We start from the raw sequence: 16610 nt of genomic DNA, 5'->3' as shown, positions 1-16610 counted from the left end.
CGCTGCCACATTGTGACCGATCCGCAACAATGCCCGATGACTGGAATGCGTCGCGTTAACCGACGTTAACAGCGCCACGTTTCAGTCATAAACGGAGCGCAGGCGAGAAGTGTGCGGGGGCTCACAGTCTGGCTCCACAAAAGCTGTTCTCATCATGCGGAGAGCAGGGGCCAGCCCGGCGTAAGGTTCTGTTTCGGGATCGATGCCATGGTTTCGCCGGGAGACACGCAACGCATCAGCGTACGGGGCGCGAGAGAGCAGTGGACGCGAAGACTTTCGACCGATCGAAGCTTCCCAGCCGGCATGTGACGCAGGGTGCGTCGCGCGCGCCGCATCGCTCCTACTATTACGCCATGGGTCTTTCCCGCGAGGAGATCGACCAGCCCTTCGTCGGCGTCGCCACCTGCTGGAACGAGGCCGCTCCCTGCAACATCTCCCTGTCGCGTCAGGCGCAGGTGGTAAAGAAGGGCGTTGCGGCCGCGAGCGGCACGCCGCGCGAATTCACCACCATCACCGTCACCGACGGCATCGCCATGGGCCATGCCGGGATGAAGGCCTCGCTGGCCTCGCGCGAGGTGATCGCCGACAGCGTCGAGCTGACGATGCGCGGGCATTGCTACGACGCGCTCGTCGGCCTTGCCGGCTGCGACAAGTCCCTGCCGGGCATGATGATGGCGATGGTGCGCCTCAACGTGCCGTCGATCTTCATCTATGGCGGCACCATCCTGCCGGGTAGCTTCCGCGGCCGGGAGGTTACGGTGCTCGACGTCTTCGAGGGCGTCGGCAAGCATCTGACGGGCGAATATTCCGACGCCGACCTCGACGAACTGGAGCAGGTTGCCTGTCCCTCCGCAGGCGCCTGCGGAGCGCAGTTCACCGCCAATACAATGGCGACCGTCTCCGAAGCCATCGGCCTCGCCCTGCCGTATTCGGCTGGGGCGCCGGCGCCGTACGAATTTCGCGACCGCTTCTGTTTCGCGGCGGGCACGCAGATCATGGACCTCGTCGCCCGCCAGATCCGCCCGCGCGACATCGTCACGCGCAAGGCTCTGGAGAATGCCGCGACCGTCGTCGCCGCTTCGGGCGGCTCGACGAATGCCGGACTTCACCTGCCGGCGATCGCGCATGAATGCGGCATCGATTTCGATCTCTTCGAGGTCGCCAAGATCTTCAAGCGCACGCCCTATGTCGCCGACCTGAAACCCGGCGGCAAATACATCGCCAAGGACCTATTCGAGGCTGGCGGAATCCCGCTCCTCATGAAGACGCTGCTCGATCACGGCTATCTGCACGGCGATTGCATGACCGTTACCGGCCGCACAATTGCCGAAAATCTGGAACAGGTTTCCTTCAACACCGAGCAGGACGTGGTCCGGCCCGCAGACAATCCGATCAGCCCCACAGGCGGCGTGGTCGGCCTCTCCGGCAATCTCGCCCCCGACGGCGCGATCGTGAAGGTCGCGGGCATGTCCAAACTGCACTTCAGGGGTCCTGCGCGGTGCTTCGACACGGAAGAGGAGTGCTTTGCCGCCGTGAGCCGCCGTGAATACCGGGAAGGGGACGTGCTGGTGATCCGCTACGAGGGCCCGAAAGGCGGGCCCGGCATGCGCGAGATGCTCTCCACCACCTCGGCTCTCTACGGCCAGGGGATGGGCAACAAGGTGGCCCTCATCACCGACGGGCGCTTCTCCGGTGCGACCCGCGGTTTCTGCATAGGGCATGTCTCGCCCGAAGCCGCGGTCGGCGGGCCGATCGGCCTGTTGAAGGACGGCGACATCATCGAGATCGATGCGGTGGCGGGCACGATCGAGGTCGAACTGGACGAGGCGGAACTGAACCGGCGGCGCGAGGCGTGGACGCCGCGGCAAACGGACTATCAGTCCGGCGCTCTGTGGAAATACGCACAGACCGTCGGATCGGCGAGGAAAGGGGCCGTCACCCATCCGGGCGGAGCGGCCGAAACGGTGTGTTATGCGGACCAGTAGGGTTCTGTCTGCTGCATTTCTGGCCATGGCGATGACGTCGCCGGCGTTCGCCTTCGATCCTGACATGTCGGCGCGCGACGCGTTCCGCACCGGCTATCTCGCCTACAAGCAAGGCCAGACGGCCGCCGCCATCGAGGCGCTCTCCTACGCCGCCGACAAGGGCCATACGGCCGCTTTGTGGAAGCTTGGCCGCATCTACGCGACCGGAGACGGCGTCAAGGAAGACGACGCGCACGCCTTCCAGATCTTCTCCAAGATCGCCAACGAATATGCCGACGGCAATCCGCGCGGCTCCGATGCCCGCTTCGTGTCAGACGCTTTCGTTGCGCTCGCCGGCTATTTTCGCGATGGCATCGTCGGCAAGGTGGTGGCCGACGAGGGCAGGGCGCGCCGCTTCTACACTTACGCCGCCGCCTATTTCGCCGATCCCGAGGCGCAGTATCAGCTCGGCATGATGTATCTCGACGGCCGCGGGGGCGAGCGCAGCGATCGCCAGGCGGCCCGGTGGCTGAAGCTTGCCGCCGACAAGGGCCATGTTCTGGCGCAGGCCGAATTCGGGCGGCTGCTGTTTGAGGGCGTCGGCATTCGCCGCAATGCGGTGAAGGGCCTTATGTGGCTTTCGATCGCCCGCAACAGCATCCACGGGGACGACGAGATCCAGACGCTGCACGAGCAGGCTTTCGCTGCCGCAAGCGAGAACGATCGCCGGACGGCCATGGCGCTTGCCGAGGACTGGCTTTCCAAGAGCGAGCCCGCGCCGACCAAATAGGCCTCAAGCCTTCCCGGTTCTGCGGCGCTTCCGGGCGAAGGAAGGGCCTTTATCGCGGGTCGAGGTTCAGGCGGGCGCTTTGTACCGGGTGCGGCCAGGTGGCCGGCGAACCGTTCGACGCCGAGGGGCAGGGGGTGTTCAAAAACTTCCACGAGGTGTTGTTGAGCACCTTCTCGCAGCGGGCCATCTGCTGGCCGTTGGGCGTTGCGATGCAGATGGTATCGCCCTCGCGGGCGGTGACGCCGCCTTTCGCGCGACAGGTGCAGTCGCTGCCGGCATGCGCCGCCTCCGCCGCGAGAAGGGAAGCTGCAGACAGGCCAAGGGCGAGTACGAGGCGTTGCCGTGTCACCATGTCTCACCATAGCACGAATTGTGGCGAGCCGGTATCCGGCGGTTCGGTGAGGGGTCGCTGGCGCGCCCGCAAACCCTGACCTCAAAGATCACGTTTTCCATCTTGTGTTTTCGTCCGGGCGAGCCGAAAAGCAGGCTATGCGCTTCTTCCGGCGTCTCCAGGCAGATCGGCTTTCCGGCGGGCTCGTCGCGGCGATCGTTGTCTACACGCTTCTCTTTCAGGGCATCGTCGTTGCCACGGCACATGGCGCCATGGCGAACGGCGCGCCGGTGCCCGATTTCATCCTCTGCTCGCAGCATCGGGTGCAGGCCGACGAGGCAGATGCCGGACGCTCCCGGCTTCCCATCGGGGCTGATCGCTCCTGCTGCGATGCGCTCTGCCAGGCCGCCTGCGCGGTCGGCGCAGCGCTGGCGCCGCACAGTCCGTCCTTCGATGTGCCGTCGATGTCGCGGACACGGAGTGCGGCGCAGCGAATCGTCACGCCGGCCATGCCGGCCTCGCTCGGTCTTGCGGCCGACGCGACCGGGCCGCCCTCCATTCTCCTCTGACGCTCTCAACTCGCCCGCCGCTTGCGCAGCGGGCCTCAAGACATGCTCATTGGAGAAACGACATGCGTATTTTTTCGAAAGTCCTCGCGGCCGCGCTGATCGCCGCCGCCACCCCCGCCCTTGCCGCCGATTACAGCGTCGGCAAGATCGAGATCGACACGCCCTGGACGCGTGCGACGCCGCCCTCGGCCTCGGCCGGTGGCGGATTCCTCAAGATCACCAATACGGGCGATGAAGACGATCGCCTCGTCTCCGCCGCCTCTCCGATTGCCGGGCGGGCCGAGCTTCACACGATGGACATGACCGGCGGCGTGATGAAGATGCGGCAGATGAAGGACGGTATCCCCGTCCCCGCCGGCGAGACGGTCGAACTCAAGCCCGGCAGCCTGCACGTCATGTTCCTCGATCTCTCCGGCCCCATCGCGCAAGGCGCTCCGGTTCCGGTGACCTTGACCTTTGAGAAGGCCGGGCCGCTCGATGTGGAAATGGTCGTCGCTCCGGTCGGCGCGCCCGGTCCCGATGGGGCCTCTACCCACATGAAAATGAAGATGGACGGCTCCGGCGAGGGCATGGAGGCCGGGGGAGACACGAAGTGAGCCGCCTTCGCGTCATCGGCATTGCCGCCGCGCTTGGGGTTGCGATCGGGGCGGCGGGAGCCGTGGGCTTTGCCCTGCTCCAGCCCGGAGCGCCGGAGGGGTTGCGCCAGCAGATGGGGATCGCCGATATCGGCGGTCCCTTCACGCTGACGGACGAGGACGGCAAGACGGTCACGGAGGCCGATCTCCTCGGCAAGCCGACGGTGGTCTATTTCGGCTTCACCTATTGCCCGGACGTGTGTCCGACGACGCTCTACGAGCTGACCGGGCTGATAGAGCGGCTCGGCACGGAGGCCGACAAGCTGAACTTCGTCTTCGTCTCGGTCGACTGGGAGCGTGACAAGCCGGCGGATCTGAAGCGTTACACCTCCGCTTTCGACGCGCGCATCCGAGGCCTGTCGGGCACGGAGGAGCAGATCGAGCAGGTCGCCAAGGCCTACAAGATCTACTACCGGCGCGTGCCGACCGACGACGGCTACACCATCGACCACACGGCCTCAGTCTTCCTCATGGACAAGGACGGCAAGTTCGTCGGCACGCTCGCCTATGGCGAGGATGCCGATACGATGCTGAAGAAGCTGGAGAATCTCGCCGACAAGGCGTGAGGCCGGCTCAGTCGAGGTCGAGGGCGACCCAGACCGGAACGTGGTCGGAGGGCTTTTCCCAGGCGCGGACATGCTTGTCGATGCCCGCGCCCGCGAAGCGATCCGCCGCTTCCGGCGACATCAGCACATGGTCGATGCGGATGCCGTTGTTTTTCTGCCAGGCGCCGGCCTGATAGTCCCAGAAGGTGTAGAGGCCCGGATCGTCGCTGACGGACCGAATGGCGTCGGTCAGACCCGTCGCGAGAAGCTCGCGCCATGCGCGTCTGACTTCGGGCTGGAAGAGGGCATCGTCCGTCCAGCGCTCGGGATGGCGCGCATCCTCCGGCTCGGGGATGATGTTGTAGTCGCCCGCCAGCAGGAAGGGCTCTTCGAGTTCCATGCGCTCGTCGACCCAGAGGCGAAGCCGCTCCATCCAGGCGAGCTTGTAGGCGAATTTCTCGCCGCCGAGCGGATTGCCGTTCGGCATATAGGCGGAGGCGACGCGCAGGACGCCTGACTTCGTTGACACCACCGCTTCCAGGAAACGCGCCTGCTCGTCCGAATCGTCACCGGCGAGGCGGGGCGTCACATCTTCCAGCGGCCGCTTCGACAGGATGGCGACGCCGTTGAAGCCCTTCTGTCCGTGGGTCTGGAGATTGTAGCCGAGCGCCTCGATCGGTTCGCGCGGAAAGGCCTCGTCGACCGACTTGATCTCCTGGAGGCAGACAATGTCGGGAGAGGCCTCCGACAGCCAGGCGGTCAGCGCATCGAGCCGCGCCTTGACGCCATTGATGTTCCAGGTGGCGACCTTCAGCATGCCGGCGCGCCGGCAGCGGCCGGATTCATTTTCGAGGCCGACATCGTCAGAGGGCGAAACTGGTGCCGCAGCCGCAGGACGACGTGGCGTTCGGGTTCCGGATCTGGAAGGACTGGCCCATCAGATCGTCGACGAAATCGATCTCGGCTCCGTCGAGGAAGGGAATGGAAATCGGATCGATGAGCACCGTCGCGCCGTCGCGGGCAAGGACGAGGTCGTCCGCCGCCGGCTCTTCCTGGACGAGATCGTAGCGGTACTGGAAGCCGGAGCAGCCGCCGCCCTCGACGGCAATGCGGAGCGCGGTGCCTGCCGGCTCGGCACTCAGGATCTTGGCGACGCGTCTGGCCGCGCGCTCCGTCAGCACCACCGGGGCGCCGCCCGCAGCGGGCGCCGCGCTTTCCTCAATCGTCGTGTGCGCGTGTTCGGTCATGGCGAATGCCTTGCTCCTGTGCCTCACCGGTAGCTAAGAAGCCCCGGGGTACAAGTCAATTCTACGGACAGATGACGCGGGTTCTGCCGGAACATCTTCTGAGGGGCGGCGCGCGGTGGCGCGCGCCGTATGCGGCCGATCTGGAGGCCGGTGCGCGGCGCGTTCACGAGGAGGCCGCCGATCCGCTGCGCTCGCCCTTCCAGCGCGACCGCGACCGCATCGTGCATTCCACCGCTTTCCGGCGGCTGAAGCACAAGACGCAGGTCTTTGTGCGCCCGGAGGGAGACCATTTCCGCACCCGGCTGACGCACTCGCTGGAAGTGGCGCAGGTCGCGCGTTCCATCGCCCGTCCTTTGGGTCTCGACGAGGACCTGACGGAGGCGATCGCGCTTGCCCACGATCTCGGCCATTCGCCCTTCGGCCATGCCGGCGAAAGGGCGCTCGCCGAGGTGCTGGGGGCGCATGGCGGCTTCGATCACAACGTCCAGAGCATTCGCGTCGTCACCGAGCTGGAGCGCCGCTACCCGCGCTTCGACGGACTCAATCTGAGCCTCGGCACGCTCGACGGCCTGATCAAGCACAACGGCCCCTACCGAAACGACGAGCCGCCGGCCGTCGTCGCCGGGCTGCACACGGCGCTCGCGCTCGATCTCACCGCGCAGCCGCCGGGGGAGGCGCAGGTCGCGGCGATCGCCGACGATATCGCCTACGACGCGCACGATATCGACGACGGCCTGCGCGCGGGGCTTCTGGCGCTGGACGACCTTCGCGAGGTGGAGCTGACAGCCGGCATCCTCGCTGCGATCGAGGCGGAGTATCCCGACCTCGAGCCCTCGCGACAGGCCGCCGAGCTGGTTCGCCGCCTGATCACGGTGATGATCTTCGACGTGATCGCCGAGACCGCGACGAGACTGGAGGACGGAGCGGTCGGGACGCCGGAGGCGGTGGCCGCGGCGCCTTCCTTCCTTGTCGGCTTTTCGGCGGAGGTCGCCAGCAAAGAGAAGGAGCTGAAACGCTTCCTCTTTGCCCGGCTCTATCGCCACCCCGAAGTGATGGCGCGCGTCGAGGCCGGAGGCGAGGTGATCCGTTCGCTCTTTGCCCGCTTCACGAAGGCGCCGCAGCTTCTGCCGGCCGAGTGGCAGACGGGGCTCGGCGAAGGCGACGACCGCCGACTTTGCCGGCGCGTCGGCGACTACATCGCCGGCATGACCGACGGCTACGCACTTGCCGAGCATCGCCGCCTGTTTGACCGAACTCCCGATCTCGGCTAGGCCGCGCATCGACATTTTCGGCGAAAAGCCCGCCGTTCGCGCGGCGATGGAAAAGATCTCGCATGACCCTTTTTGATGATTTTGCGGCGCGGATCCGGTCCGCCCTCGGCAAGGCCGTTCCGGAAGCCGCCTCGCTTGCCGACGACATTCTGGCGCGGATCGTGGTCGAGCCGCCGCGCGATGCGGCGCATGGCGACCTTGCCTCCAACGCCGCGCTCATCCTCGCCAAGCCGCTCGGCATGAAGCCGCGCGATATCGCGACCCGTCTCGGCGCCGAGCTTGCGCACGACGCGGACGTGGAAAGCGCGGAGGTCGCCGGGCCGGGCTTTCTCAATCTGCGGCTGTCGCAGGCCTTCTGGGCGAACCAGCTGGTCGCCATCCTGAAGGCGGGGGATCGCTACGGCTATAGCGTGCCGGACAGCGGAGAGGCGGTGAACGTCGAATACGTTTCGGCAAACCCGACCGGGCCGCTGCATGTCGGCCATTGCCGCGGCGCCGTCGTCGGCGACGGCATCGCCAACCTTCTCGCCGCCACCGGCGAGAAGGTGACGCGCGAATATTACATCAACGATGCCGGCTCGCAGGTCGATGTGCTCGCCCGCTCGGTCTATCTGCGCTACCTGGAGGCGCTCGGCGAGGCCGTCGACGAGATACCGAAGGGGCTTTACCCGGGCGACTATCTCGTGCCGGTCGGCAAGGCGCTGGCGGAAAAATACGGCGAGGCGCTGAAGAGCCAGGACGAGGCCGAGTGGCTGCCGACGGTGCGCGCCTTCGCCATTGAGGCCATGCTGGAAGCGATCCGCGAGGACCTTGCCAGCCTCGACATCCGCCACGACGTCTTCTTTTCCGAGCGTTCGCTGACGGCGAACGGGCGCGACCGGGTGGCGGAGTTCATCGCCTGGCTGGAAGAGCGCGATCTCGTCTACTGGGGCACGCTGCCGCCGCCCAAGGGGCAGGAGGGCGACGACGAGGCCTGGGACGAGCGCGAGCAGCTCCTCTTCCGGGCGACCCAGTTCGGCGACGATGTCGACCGGGCGCTGAAGAAGGCGGATGGCGGCTACACCTACTTCGCCTCCGACATTGCCTACCATTTCGACAAATACGCGCGCGGCTTCAACCACATGATCGATGTGTGGGGCGCCGACCACGGCGGCTACGTCAAGCGCATGACGGCGGCAGTGAAGGCCGTGTCGGAAGGAAACGCGGCGCTGGAAGTGCAACTCTCCCAGCTCGTGCGCCTGTTCCGTGGCGGCGAGCCCGTGCGCATGTCGAAGCGTGCAGGCGACCTCGTCACGCTGCAGGAGGTCGTGGAGGAGGTCGGACGCGACGCCGTGCGCTTCATGATGCTGACGCGCAAGGCCGACGCGCCGCTCGACTTCGACTTCAAGGTCGTGACGGAACAGTCGAAAGACAATCCGGTTTTCTATGTGCAGTACGCGCATGCACGCACGGCTTCGGTGCGGCGGCAGTTCGGCGAGGAACTCCCCGATCTTGCCGGAGATGCCGCGTCGCTGGCGGCCGCCGACCTTTCAAGGCTCTCAGATCCGGGGGAACTTCAGCTGGTCAAGCTTCTGTGCGACTGGCCCCGTCTGCTGCGGGCGGCGGCACAGAGCAGGGAGCCGCATCGGGTCGCCTATTACCTCTACGATCTGGCCAGCGCCTTCCACGTTCACTGGAACAAAGGCAAGGAAGCGCCGCAATTACGCTTCATTAAGCCTGATGATGTAGAAACGTCATATGCCCGGCTCGCACTCGTGACTGCCGTTGGAATGGTGATCCGGGCCGGCCTCGCCGTTCTCGGGGTCGAAGCACCCGAGGAGATGCGCTAAATCCGGCGGGGCGCGACGTTACCGCAACAACGCGTAAGGTTTGCTCGATGGCGGATAATCGCCCGAAGTCTTCCGGAGGAAGCTCGGACCAGGTTTACGGGCCCGGCGAACACGACGAAGACGATCCCCTCGTTGAACTCGCCCGCATCGTCAGCGAGGACGGAGACTATTTCAGCCCGTCATCGAGGGGCAGGGAGCCCACCGCGCAGGAGCGGCGGGAACCGGGCTTCGACGCCTTTTCCTCCGAGCTCGAAGCGGAGCTGATGCGCGAATTCGAGCAGACGAACCGCGAGGAGCCCGCCGAAACGGGCAGGGAGCCTACCGGCCGGACCGAAGAGCGCGCATCCCATTTCGGCGCGCGACCTGAACAGCGCGAGGAGCCGCGGCCGGCGCCCGAGGAGCCGCGCTTCGTCTCCTGGCAGCCCGAAGAGCGGCATGTCATTCCGCCGGTCGAGCCGGAGCCCGAGGCGGCACCGTCCGCCACCTACGACCCACAGGACGCCGACATCCTGGCCGCGCTCGCCGACGAGCTGGAGCGTGACGCCGGCTATTCCACCTCGCGCCAGCCGGCCCCCGAGCCGCGGGTGAGCAGCCGCTACGGGCGGCAGAGCGGGGATGATTTCGAGGCGCTGCTGGGCGGCGGCCTCGGCAACGAGAATGTCGACTGGCACGGCCAGAGACAGCCGCAAGCCCCCGCGGTGCCCCCGACGGAATACGAGACCGCATACGAAGAAGAGACCTACCAGGCGGAAGCCTATGATCGCGAGGCGGACGCCTATGAGCCGGGCGCCTATGAGCCCGAGGCTTATGAGGCCTCACCCTACGAGGGCGAGGAAGCTGCCTATGAGCCGGAGCGCGAGCCCTATTTCGAAGCCGCCGATCCTGATTTCGACGAGCAAGACGACGAGCGCCGGGAGGCCGAGGCTCTTGGCGCCGAATTCCCGTTCCTGACCGACGAAGCGCTGGTGACTCCGGCAGATGCCGACGGCGATGGCTTCGATGGGCTCGCAGCCGAGGAGCGGCCGCACAAGAAGGGCAAACGCAAGGGACTGATGGCGCTTGCGGGCGTTCTCGGCGTCGTCGTCATCGGTGGCGGCGTGTTTGCCATGCTCGGAGGCCAGGAAAACGGCGAGCCCGGCTCCGTGCCGGTGATCAGCGCCGATGGCGAGCCGGTCAAGGTGGCGGTCGAGAATGCCGGAGACAGCGAGGGCGACCAGGTCGGCCAGGCCGTGTTCGACCGCGTCTCGGGCCGCGAGAGCAACACGGACGAACAGCTCGTCGACCGCAATGAAGAGCCGCGGGAAATCGCGCGCATCGTCCTGCCGAATGCGCAGGGCGGCGAGGATGACGGCAAGATCTCCGCGCGCATCTCCGACGACGCGCAGCAACCCGAACTCGGCCCGGAAGTGACTCCGATCGGGCCGAAGAAGGTGCGCACCGTCATCGTTCGCCCGGACGGCACCATCGTTCAGAATTCAGAGCAGCCGGCCGCGGCCGCGTCTTCCGAGCCGACGGAAATCGCCGGTCCGGCGCCCGCGGACGAACCGCAGCCCGTTCGCGTGCAGAGCGTGCGCGTCGGCTCCGACGCGGCGGTGGAATCCGGCAACACGCTCGGCTCCAGCCCGGCGCCGGTTCAGACCGGCAATGAGCTGATGGCGCCGACGCCGTCCGAGACGACGCAGGTCGCAAGCCTTCCCGCACCTCGGCCCACGCCGCCCGCGATGAGCGCGCCGGCTCCAACCACCACGACGACGGCTGCCGCGCCGACCGCCGCGACGCAGCCGCAGATGGCAGCGCCGCAGCCCGCCGCGGCGCCCGCCCAGCCGGCCGTTACGACGGCCGATCCTTCGGGCTGGAAGGTTCAGGTGAGCTCGCAGCGTACCGCCGATCAGGCGCGTTCGGCCTTTTCCAGCCTGCAGCGGCGCTTCCCCTCCCTGCTTGCCAATCAGGAGCCGCTGGTGCGCGAGGCCGATCTTGGCGACAAAGGCGTTTTCTACCGGGTGCAGATCGGGCCGATGGCCGACCGCAATGCGGCCATCTCCCTTTGCGAGAACCTGAAAAGCGCCGGCGGCTCGTGCTTCGTGACGCGCTGAGCCGCGCCGCGACTTTCGCCAGGACCTGAATGCCGGCAAAGGCCTTCATCTGCGGCCTCGCCGGCACGGTGCTCCTGCCCGAGGAGCGCGCCTTCCTCAAGGCCGAGCGGCCCTGGGGCGTCATTCTGTTCGGCCGGAACATCGCCGAGGCGGAGCAGATCCGGCGCCTGTGCGCGGATATCCGCGAAGCGCTCGACGATCCGTCCCTTGCGATCCTCATCGACCAGGAAGGTGGCCGGGTGCAGCGCATCCGGGAGCCGATCCTGCGGCGCTACCCGCCGGCCGCGACCTTCGGCGAGATCTTCGCGTGCGACGCGGAGGCCGGCCTGGAGGCTGCCCGTCTCGGCGCCCAGCTCATCGGGCTCGATCTTGCCGGGCTCGGCATCAATGTCGATTGCCTGCCGCTCCTCGACATTCCTCAGGCCGGCAGCAGCGGCGTCATCGGAGACCGCGCTTACGGGCGCAGCCCCGAGGTCGTGACGGCGCTCGGGCGTGCCGCGATCTGCGGATTGAAGGCGGCCGGCGTCGCTCCGGTCATCAAGCACCTGCCTGGCCACGGGCGCTCGACGCTCGATACGCATCTCGCCCTGCCGGAGGTGGACGCGGCCGTCGAGGAGCTTGCGGCCTTCGATTTCAAGCCTTTCACGGCGCTCGCAAGCGAGGCCGAACTCGGCATGACCGCCCATATCGTCTTCTCATCCGTGGATAGCGCGCGTCCGGCGACGCAATCGCCGGCGGTGATTGCTAGGATCATTCGCGAGCGAATCAGTTTCGACGGCCTTCTGATGACCGACGACATCTCCATGCACGCTCTCTCCGGAGGCTTTTCGGAGCGCTCCCGCCTGGCGCTTCAGGCGGGGTGCGATCTCGTTCTGCATTGCAATGGGGACATGGCGGAGATGCGGGACGTCGCCTGCGCCGCGCCGGAGCTCTCGGGCGCCTCCCTGGCGCGCGCAGCGCGCGCTGCCGAGGCGATGCGTCCGGCCGAGGCGGTCGACCGGGCGGCGCTGGAGGCGCGTTTCGAAGCCCTTCTGGCGATGGGGACCTCGTGAGCGGGAAAGCAGATTTCTTCGAGGAGGATGCCGCGCCCGCTCCCGGCGAGGACGAAGTCCTTCTCATTGATGTCGACGGCTTTGAAGGCCCGCTCGACCTTCTTCTGGCACTGGCACGCAATCAGAAAGTGGATCTCACCAAGATTTCCGTTCTGGCGCTTGCCGAACAGTACCTTGCCTTCATCGAGAGCGTGCGGAGCCTGCATCTCCAGGTCGCCGCCGACTATCTCGTCATGGCCGCATGGCTCGCCTACCTGAAGTCGCGCCTGCTCCTGCCGGATCCGGAGCCGCCGGACGAACCGACGGGCGAGGCGCTGGCCGCAAGGCTGGCGTTCCGGCTGAAACGGCTGCAGGCGATGCGCGAGGCCGCCGCCGAACTGACGGCGCGGGAAAAGCTCGGCCGCGAGTTCTTCGCGCGCGGCATGCCCGAGGCGCTCGCCGGGCCCGGCACGTCGGAGACGCGCTGGCAGGCGGGGCTCTACGATCTTCTCGCTGCCTATGCGGCCAAGCGCGCCCGGCATTTCGCCAGCAGCATCCAGTTGAAGAAGCGCACCGTCATCCCGCTCGCCGAAGCGCGCGAGCGGCTGATGCGCCTCATTGGGCCGAGCACCGCCTGGACGCCGATCGACCAGTATCTCGCCGAGTATCTCGCCCGGCCCGACATGCGCGCCACGGCCCGCGCCAGCGCCCTTTCGGCAAGCCTGGAACTGGTGCGCGAGGGCGAGATCGAGCTGATGCAGGCATCCACCTTCGCGCCGCTCTATATCCGCCGCAAATCGAAGGAGAAGGCGAGTGCCTGATCTCTTCGTCGCTTCCAGCAACGTCACCAGCCTTTCGCCAGAGGACCGGCGGCTGCATCTGCGCATGCTGGAGGCGATCCTCTTCGCCGCCGCCGCACCTCTGAGCGCGGCGGAGCTTGCGGCGAAGATGCCGGAGGGCGTGAAGATCGATGCGCTGCTGCACGAATTGCAGACGGCCTACGCAAGCCGCGGGGTGAACCTGAAACAGGCGGGCGAGGCCTGGGCGTTCCGCACCGCGCCTGATCTCGGCTTTCTCCTCGAGGAGCACCGGCAGGAAGAGAAGAAGCTGTCGCGCCCGGCCCTCGAGACGCTAGCCATCATCGCCTACCACCAGCCGGTGACGCGCGCGGAAATCGAGGAGGTGAGGGGCGTCTCCACCTCCAAGGGCACGCTCGACGTCCTTCTGGAGACCGGCTGGGTGCGGCCAAAAGGGCGGCGCCGCACGCCGGGACGGCCGCTCACCTTCGGCACGACGACGGAATTCCTCGATCATTTCGGCCTGTCGGCGATCAGCGATCTGCCGGGCCTTGCCGAATTGAAGGCGGCAGGGCTGCTCAACGCCACCATCCCGCCAGGCTTCGACGCGCAGCCGCCCTTCGGGGAGCCACCGACCGAAGACTTCCTGGACGAGGACGGGTGAGCACGCGCCGCGAATGACCGCGATGCTTGCGCGTCTGCCGGCAATTCCCTAATCCGGCCGGAATGTCCGCTCCCCAGCCGATGCCGGTCCGCCGCAGGCGCGCCGCCGCAACCATCGCTTCCTCCCTCGGCTTCGAGGGGGTGGAGCGGCATTACGGGCCCGTGACCGCGCTCGATTCGGTCGATCTTCAGATCGGGGCCGGGGAAGTCGTGTCGCTTCTCGGCCAGTCGGGTTGCGGCAAGACGACGCTTCTGCGCATCGCCGCTGGCGTGGAGGCGCCGAGCGCCGGGCGCGTGACCATCGACGGGCGCGAGGTCGCCTCGCCGGCCGATATGCTGCCGCCGGAAAAGCGAAGCGTCGGCCTCGTCTTTCAGGATTACGCGCTGTTTCCGCATCTGACGGTGCTGCACAACGTGATGTTCGGGCTGGCGGCCCTGTCACGCTCCGAGCGCGCCGCCGAAGCCGCCGCCGCGCTGACACGGGTCGGCCTCTCGCATCTCGCCAGGGCGTTTCCGCACGAGATTTCGGGGGGCGAGCAGCAGCGTGTCGCGCTCGCCCGAGCGGTTGCGCCAAGGCCGGGCATCCTATTGATGGACGAGCCTTTTTCCGGTCTCGACTCGCGCCTGCGGGAATCGGTGCGCAGCGAAACGCTGGCGGTGCTGAGGGAGGCGGGAGCCACCGCCCTCATCGTCACTCACGATCCGGAAGAGGCGATGGCGGTGTCCGACCGGATTGCGCTGATGCGGGCAGGCCGCATCGTCCAGGAGGGGCGGCCGGAAGACCTCTACCGGTCTCCGGAAACGCTATTCGCGGCGCGGTTCTTCTCCGCCCTCAACGAGATCGAGGCGACGGTTTCGGCGGGCGAGGCCGTGACCCCGGCCGGGCGCTTTCCTGCCCCCGGGCTCGCCGAAGGGACGAAGGCGGTGGTGGCCATCAGGCCGCAGGGCGTGCGGCTTCGCCCGGCCAACGGCGCGTCCGCCGGCGCGCGCGGCCGTATCGTCAGCCGCCGCTTTCTCGGCGAGGTTCAGCAATTCGATGTGGCGTTGCAGGAACTTGATGCCTATATCACGGCGCGGGCGCGTGTGGAGGAAACGCTGGCGGTTGGCGCCGAGGTGACGGTGGGCTTCGATGCACGGGACGCCCTGGTGTTCCCGCTAGAGGCTGAGCCCGTCGGTTGATGGCCCTACAGCGATTTGCGATAGTCCTTCGCAACCGACAGTGACGAGTTTCGAAAGGTTCAAGCCATGTCTGTAGGCTTCTGGCAGATCATGATCATCGCGGTGATCGTCGTGCTCCTCTTCGGGCGCGGCAAGATTTCCGAGTTGATGGGCGACGTCGCCAAGGGCATCAAAAGCTTCAAGGCCGGAATGGCCGAGGACGAGACGCCCGATCAGCACACGTCAAAGACGATCGAGCACAACGAGGCGTCGACCGTCGAGCCGGCCGAGAAAAAGCAGAACGTCGGCTGATTTCGGCGGCCGCAAGCGGCCTCGGTAGGTTCCATGTTCGATATCGGTTGGACGGAGATCGCAGTTATCGCCGGCGTGGCGATTATCGTGGTCGGTCCCAAGGATTTGCCAGGCATGCTGCGGACTGTCGGCCGCACCATGGGGCAGGTTCGACGGACCGCGAACGATTTCAAGCGCCAGTTCGACGACGCCTTGCGCGACGCCGAGCGACAGGCCGATCTTGAGGATACCAAGAAGACCCTTCAGTCGATCTCCAAGATGAACCCTCTCGCCGACCTGAAGAAGGACGTGGAGAGCGCGGTCAACACGCCTGCCGGCAAATCCGCGAAGCCGGCTGAGCCGCCCGTTCCTTCCGCGCTGACGGAAGCGCCCGAGGCGAGTGTGCCCGCCGCCGCTGCGCCCGAGCCGACTGCGAGCGGAGTGGAAGGCGAAGAGCCGGTCACGTCCGGTAGCGGACCGAAGAGCGACGCTGCATGAACGCCCAGAACCCGGCCGGACCCGGCGAAGACGACATCGAGGCTTCGCGCGCGCCGCTCATCGAGCATCTGATCGAGCTGAGGTCGCGCCTTCTGAAGGTGGTGATCGCGGTGGTGATCGCCTTCATTGTCTGCTTCTATTTCGCCGACACGATCTTCAACCTGTTGATTGTGCCTTATGAACGGGCGGCCGGGACGGAGCGCAACATCCGCCTCATCTATACGGCGCCGCAGGAATATTTCTTCACCCAGATGAAGCTCGCCTTCTTCGGCGCGGTGTTCATCTCCTTCCCGGTGATCGCCAACCAGCTCTACAAGTTCGTCGCGCCGGGCCTCTACAAGCACGAGCGGCAGGCCTTCTATCCCTATCTCATTGCGACCCCGATCCTTTTCCTGATCGGCGCGGCGCTCGTCTATTTCCTCGTCATGCCGCTGGCCCTCGGCTTCTTCCTGTCGATGGAACAGGCGGGCGGGCAGGGGAAGGCCTCGATCGAGCTCCTGCCCAAGGTGAACGAGTATCTCGGGCTCGTCATGACGCTGATCTTCGCCTTCGGCCTCGTGTTCCAGCTGCCGGTGGTGCTGACGCTTCTCGGCCGGGTCGGGATCGTCGATGCCAAGACGCTGAGGGCGAAGCGCAAATGGGCGATCATGCTGGCTTTCGTCGCGGCTGCGGTGCTGACGCCGCCCGATCCGATCAGCCAGATCGGCCTCGCCCTGCCGACGCTCATCCTCTACGAGATTTCGATCTGGGCCGTGCGCCGGGTCGAATTGAAGGGCGCCGCGACGCGCGAGGCGCAGGCGGAACTCTAGACCGCTCTTCGCGGCGAAGGGCGCCGGCCGGACCGCCGGCGCCCGGCGAGGCTTGACCCCGTCACCGGTTGCGTTAGGCCGTTCGCGGC

General features: G+C 66.7%; 18 protein-coding genes. 15 read left to right on the top strand and 3 right to left on the bottom strand.

Features of this window, described 5'->3' with window-relative positions; genetic code table 11:
* Positions 1 to 260: 260 nt before the first annotated feature.
* Both ilvD and CLD20_RS04750 read left to right on the top strand, forming a co-directional pair.
* Entirely contained in the window at positions 261 to 1985 is a 1725-nt protein-coding gene (gene ilvD, locus CLD20_RS04755) for a dihydroxy-acid dehydratase (protein WP_224405442.1), read from the top strand.
* 31 nt (positions 1986 to 2016) lie between these two features.
* Positions 2017 to 2754: a tetratricopeptide repeat protein gene (locus CLD20_RS04750; RefSeq protein WP_224405441.1), complete on the top strand. Its 738-nt coding sequence runs from the start codon at positions 2017 to 2019 to the stop codon at positions 2752 to 2754.
* A 49-nt stretch (positions 2755 to 2803) separates the two neighbouring features.
* Here the strand turns inward: CLD20_RS04750 and CLD20_RS04745 are convergent, their stop codons facing one another.
* Positions 2804 to 3106, bottom strand: a complete 303-nt coding sequence (locus tag CLD20_RS04745; protein ID WP_224405440.1) for a hypothetical protein — start codon at positions 3104 to 3106, stop codon at positions 2804 to 2806.
* 137 nt (positions 3107 to 3243) lie between these two features.
* Between CLD20_RS04745 and CLD20_RS04740 the strand changes: the two genes are divergently transcribed.
* The 3 genes from CLD20_RS04740 to CLD20_RS04730 all read left to right on the top strand — a co-directional run bounded on the left by CLD20_RS04740 (position 3244) and on the right by CLD20_RS04730 (position 4855).
* Positions 3244 to 3654 carry a hypothetical protein gene (locus CLD20_RS04740; protein ID WP_224405439.1) on the top strand — a complete coding sequence of 137 codons (411 nt, stop codon included), beginning with the start codon at positions 3244 to 3246 and terminating at the stop codon, positions 3652 to 3654.
* 62 nt (positions 3655 to 3716) lie between these two features.
* Positions 3717 to 4250 (top strand): copper chaperone PCu(A)C, encoded by a 534-nt coding sequence (locus CLD20_RS04735; RefSeq protein ID WP_224405438.1) that lies wholly within the window; start codon positions 3717 to 3719, stop codon positions 4248 to 4250.
* Positions 4247 to 4855 carry an SCO family protein gene (locus CLD20_RS04730; protein ID WP_224405437.1) on the top strand — a complete coding sequence of 203 codons (609 nt, stop codon included), beginning with the start codon at positions 4247 to 4249 and terminating at the stop codon, positions 4853 to 4855. The genes CLD20_RS04735 and CLD20_RS04730 overlap by 4 nt, the downstream gene beginning before the upstream one ends.
* 7 nt (positions 4856 to 4862) lie before the next feature.
* Here CLD20_RS04730 and xth read toward each other — a convergent pair whose 3' ends face one another.
* The gene (gene xth, locus CLD20_RS04725; protein WP_224405541.1) at positions 4863 to 5648 is read right to left on the bottom strand and encodes an exodeoxyribonuclease III; all 786 of its coding nucleotides are present in this window, start codon (positions 5646 to 5648) and stop codon (positions 4863 to 4865) included.
* Positions 5649 to 5697: 49 nt separating this feature from the next.
* A complete protein-coding gene (locus tag CLD20_RS04720) occupies positions 5698 to 6081 on the bottom strand; it encodes an iron-sulfur cluster assembly accessory protein (RefSeq protein ID WP_224405436.1) in 384 nt (127 codons plus the stop codon).
* 71 nt (positions 6082 to 6152) lie between these two features.
* Between CLD20_RS04720 and CLD20_RS04715 the strand changes: the two genes are divergently transcribed.
* The 10 genes from CLD20_RS04715 to tatC all read left to right on the top strand — a co-directional run bounded on the left by CLD20_RS04715 (position 6153) and on the right by tatC (position 16521).
* On the top strand, positions 6153 to 7352 hold the full coding sequence (locus CLD20_RS04715; RefSeq protein ID WP_224405435.1) for a deoxyguanosinetriphosphate triphosphohydrolase: 1200 nt from the start codon (positions 6153 to 6155) through the stop codon (positions 7350 to 7352).
* 62 nt (positions 7353 to 7414) lie between these two features.
* A complete protein-coding gene (gene argS / locus CLD20_RS04710) occupies positions 7415 to 9181 on the top strand; it encodes an arginine--tRNA ligase (RefSeq protein WP_224405434.1) in 1767 nt (588 codons plus the stop codon).
* 47 nt (positions 9182 to 9228) lie between these two features.
* Positions 9229 to 11274: an SPOR domain-containing protein gene (locus tag CLD20_RS04705; RefSeq protein ID WP_224405433.1), complete on the top strand. Its 2046-nt coding sequence runs from the start codon at positions 9229 to 9231 to the stop codon at positions 11272 to 11274.
* Positions 11275 to 11303: 29 nt separating this feature from the next.
* Positions 11304 to 12326, top strand: a complete 1023-nt coding sequence (gene nagZ / locus CLD20_RS04700; protein WP_224405432.1) for a beta-N-acetylhexosaminidase — start codon at positions 11304 to 11306, stop codon at positions 12324 to 12326.
* Complete coding sequence (locus CLD20_RS04695) at positions 12323 to 13126, top strand: ScpA family protein (protein ID WP_370636808.1); 804 nt, start codon at positions 12323 to 12325, stop codon at positions 13124 to 13126. The genes nagZ and CLD20_RS04695 overlap by 4 nt, the downstream gene beginning before the upstream one ends.
* Positions 13119 to 13766: an SMC-Scp complex subunit ScpB gene (scpB, locus tag CLD20_RS04690; RefSeq protein ID WP_370636807.1), complete on the top strand. Its 648-nt coding sequence runs from the start codon at positions 13119 to 13121 to the stop codon at positions 13764 to 13766. The genes CLD20_RS04695 and scpB overlap by 8 nt, the downstream gene beginning before the upstream one ends.
* A 62-nt stretch (positions 13767 to 13828) precedes the next feature.
* Entirely contained in the window at positions 13829 to 14944 is a 1116-nt protein-coding gene (locus CLD20_RS04685; protein ID WP_224405431.1) for an ABC transporter ATP-binding protein, read from the top strand.
* 66 nt (positions 14945 to 15010) lie between these two features.
* Complete coding sequence (locus tag CLD20_RS04680; RefSeq protein ID WP_224405430.1) at positions 15011 to 15235, top strand: twin-arginine translocase TatA/TatE family subunit; 225 nt, start codon at positions 15011 to 15013, stop codon at positions 15233 to 15235.
* A 33-nt stretch (positions 15236 to 15268) separates the two neighbouring features.
* A complete protein-coding gene (gene tatB / locus CLD20_RS04675) occupies positions 15269 to 15712 on the top strand; it encodes a Sec-independent protein translocase protein TatB (RefSeq protein WP_224405429.1) in 444 nt (147 codons plus the stop codon).
* On the top strand, positions 15709 to 16521 hold the full coding sequence (gene tatC, locus CLD20_RS04670) for a twin-arginine translocase subunit TatC (RefSeq protein ID WP_224405428.1): 813 nt from the start codon (positions 15709 to 15711) through the stop codon (positions 16519 to 16521). Before tatB ends, tatC begins: the two co-directional genes overlap by 4 nt.
* Positions 16522 to 16610: the final 89 nt, after the last annotated feature.

This window comes from Afifella sp. IM 167 (assembly GCF_020144925.1).
Classification (GTDB): domain Bacteria; phylum Pseudomonadota; class Alphaproteobacteria; order Rhizobiales; family Afifellaceae; genus Afifella.
Note: the sequence above shows the minus strand (reverse complement) of the source record. Positions and strands in the feature narration are given on the sequence as shown.

Bases quoted from the DNA above. Each gene is read 5' to 3' on its own strand.
- CLD20_RS04735 (WP_224405438.1), top strand. From the start codon at position 3,717: ATGCGTATTTTTTCGAAAGTCCTCGCGGCCGCGCTGATCGCCGCCGCC.
- CLD20_RS04740 (WP_224405439.1), top strand. From the start codon at position 3,244: ATGCGCTTCTTCCGGCGTCTCCAGGCAGATCGGCTTTCCGGCGGGCTC.
- CLD20_RS04685 (WP_224405431.1), top strand. From the start codon at position 13,829: ATGTCCGCTCCCCAGCCGATGCCGGTCCGCCGCAGGCGCGCCGCCGCA.
- CLD20_RS04715 (WP_224405435.1), top strand. From the start codon at position 6,153: ATGACGCGGGTTCTGCCGGAACATCTTCTGAGGGGCGGCGCGCGGTGG.
- CLD20_RS04745 (WP_224405440.1), bottom strand. From the start codon at position 3,106: ATGGTGACACGGCAACGCCTCGTACTCGCCCTTGGCCTGTCTGCAGCT.
- CLD20_RS04705 (WP_224405433.1), top strand. From the start codon at position 9,229: ATGGCGGATAATCGCCCGAAGTCTTCCGGAGGAAGCTCGGACCAGGTT.
- tatC (WP_224405428.1), top strand. From the start codon at position 15,709: ATGAACGCCCAGAACCCGGCCGGACCCGGCGAAGACGACATCGAGGCT.
- nagZ (WP_224405432.1), top strand. From the start codon at position 11,304: ATGCCGGCAAAGGCCTTCATCTGCGGCCTCGCCGGCACGGTGCTCCTG.
- CLD20_RS04750 (WP_224405441.1), top strand. From the start codon at position 2,017: ATGACGTCGCCGGCGTTCGCCTTCGATCCTGACATGTCGGCGCGCGAC.
- argS (WP_224405434.1), top strand. From the start codon at position 7,415: ATGACCCTTTTTGATGATTTTGCGGCGCGGATCCGGTCCGCCCTCGGC.
- CLD20_RS04680 (WP_224405430.1), top strand. From the start codon at position 15,011: ATGTCTGTAGGCTTCTGGCAGATCATGATCATCGCGGTGATCGTCGTG.
- tatB (WP_224405429.1), top strand. From the start codon at position 15,269: ATGTTCGATATCGGTTGGACGGAGATCGCAGTTATCGCCGGCGTGGCG.
- CLD20_RS04720 (WP_224405436.1), bottom strand. From the start codon at position 6,081: ATGACCGAACACGCGCACACGACGATTGAGGAAAGCGCGGCGCCCGCT.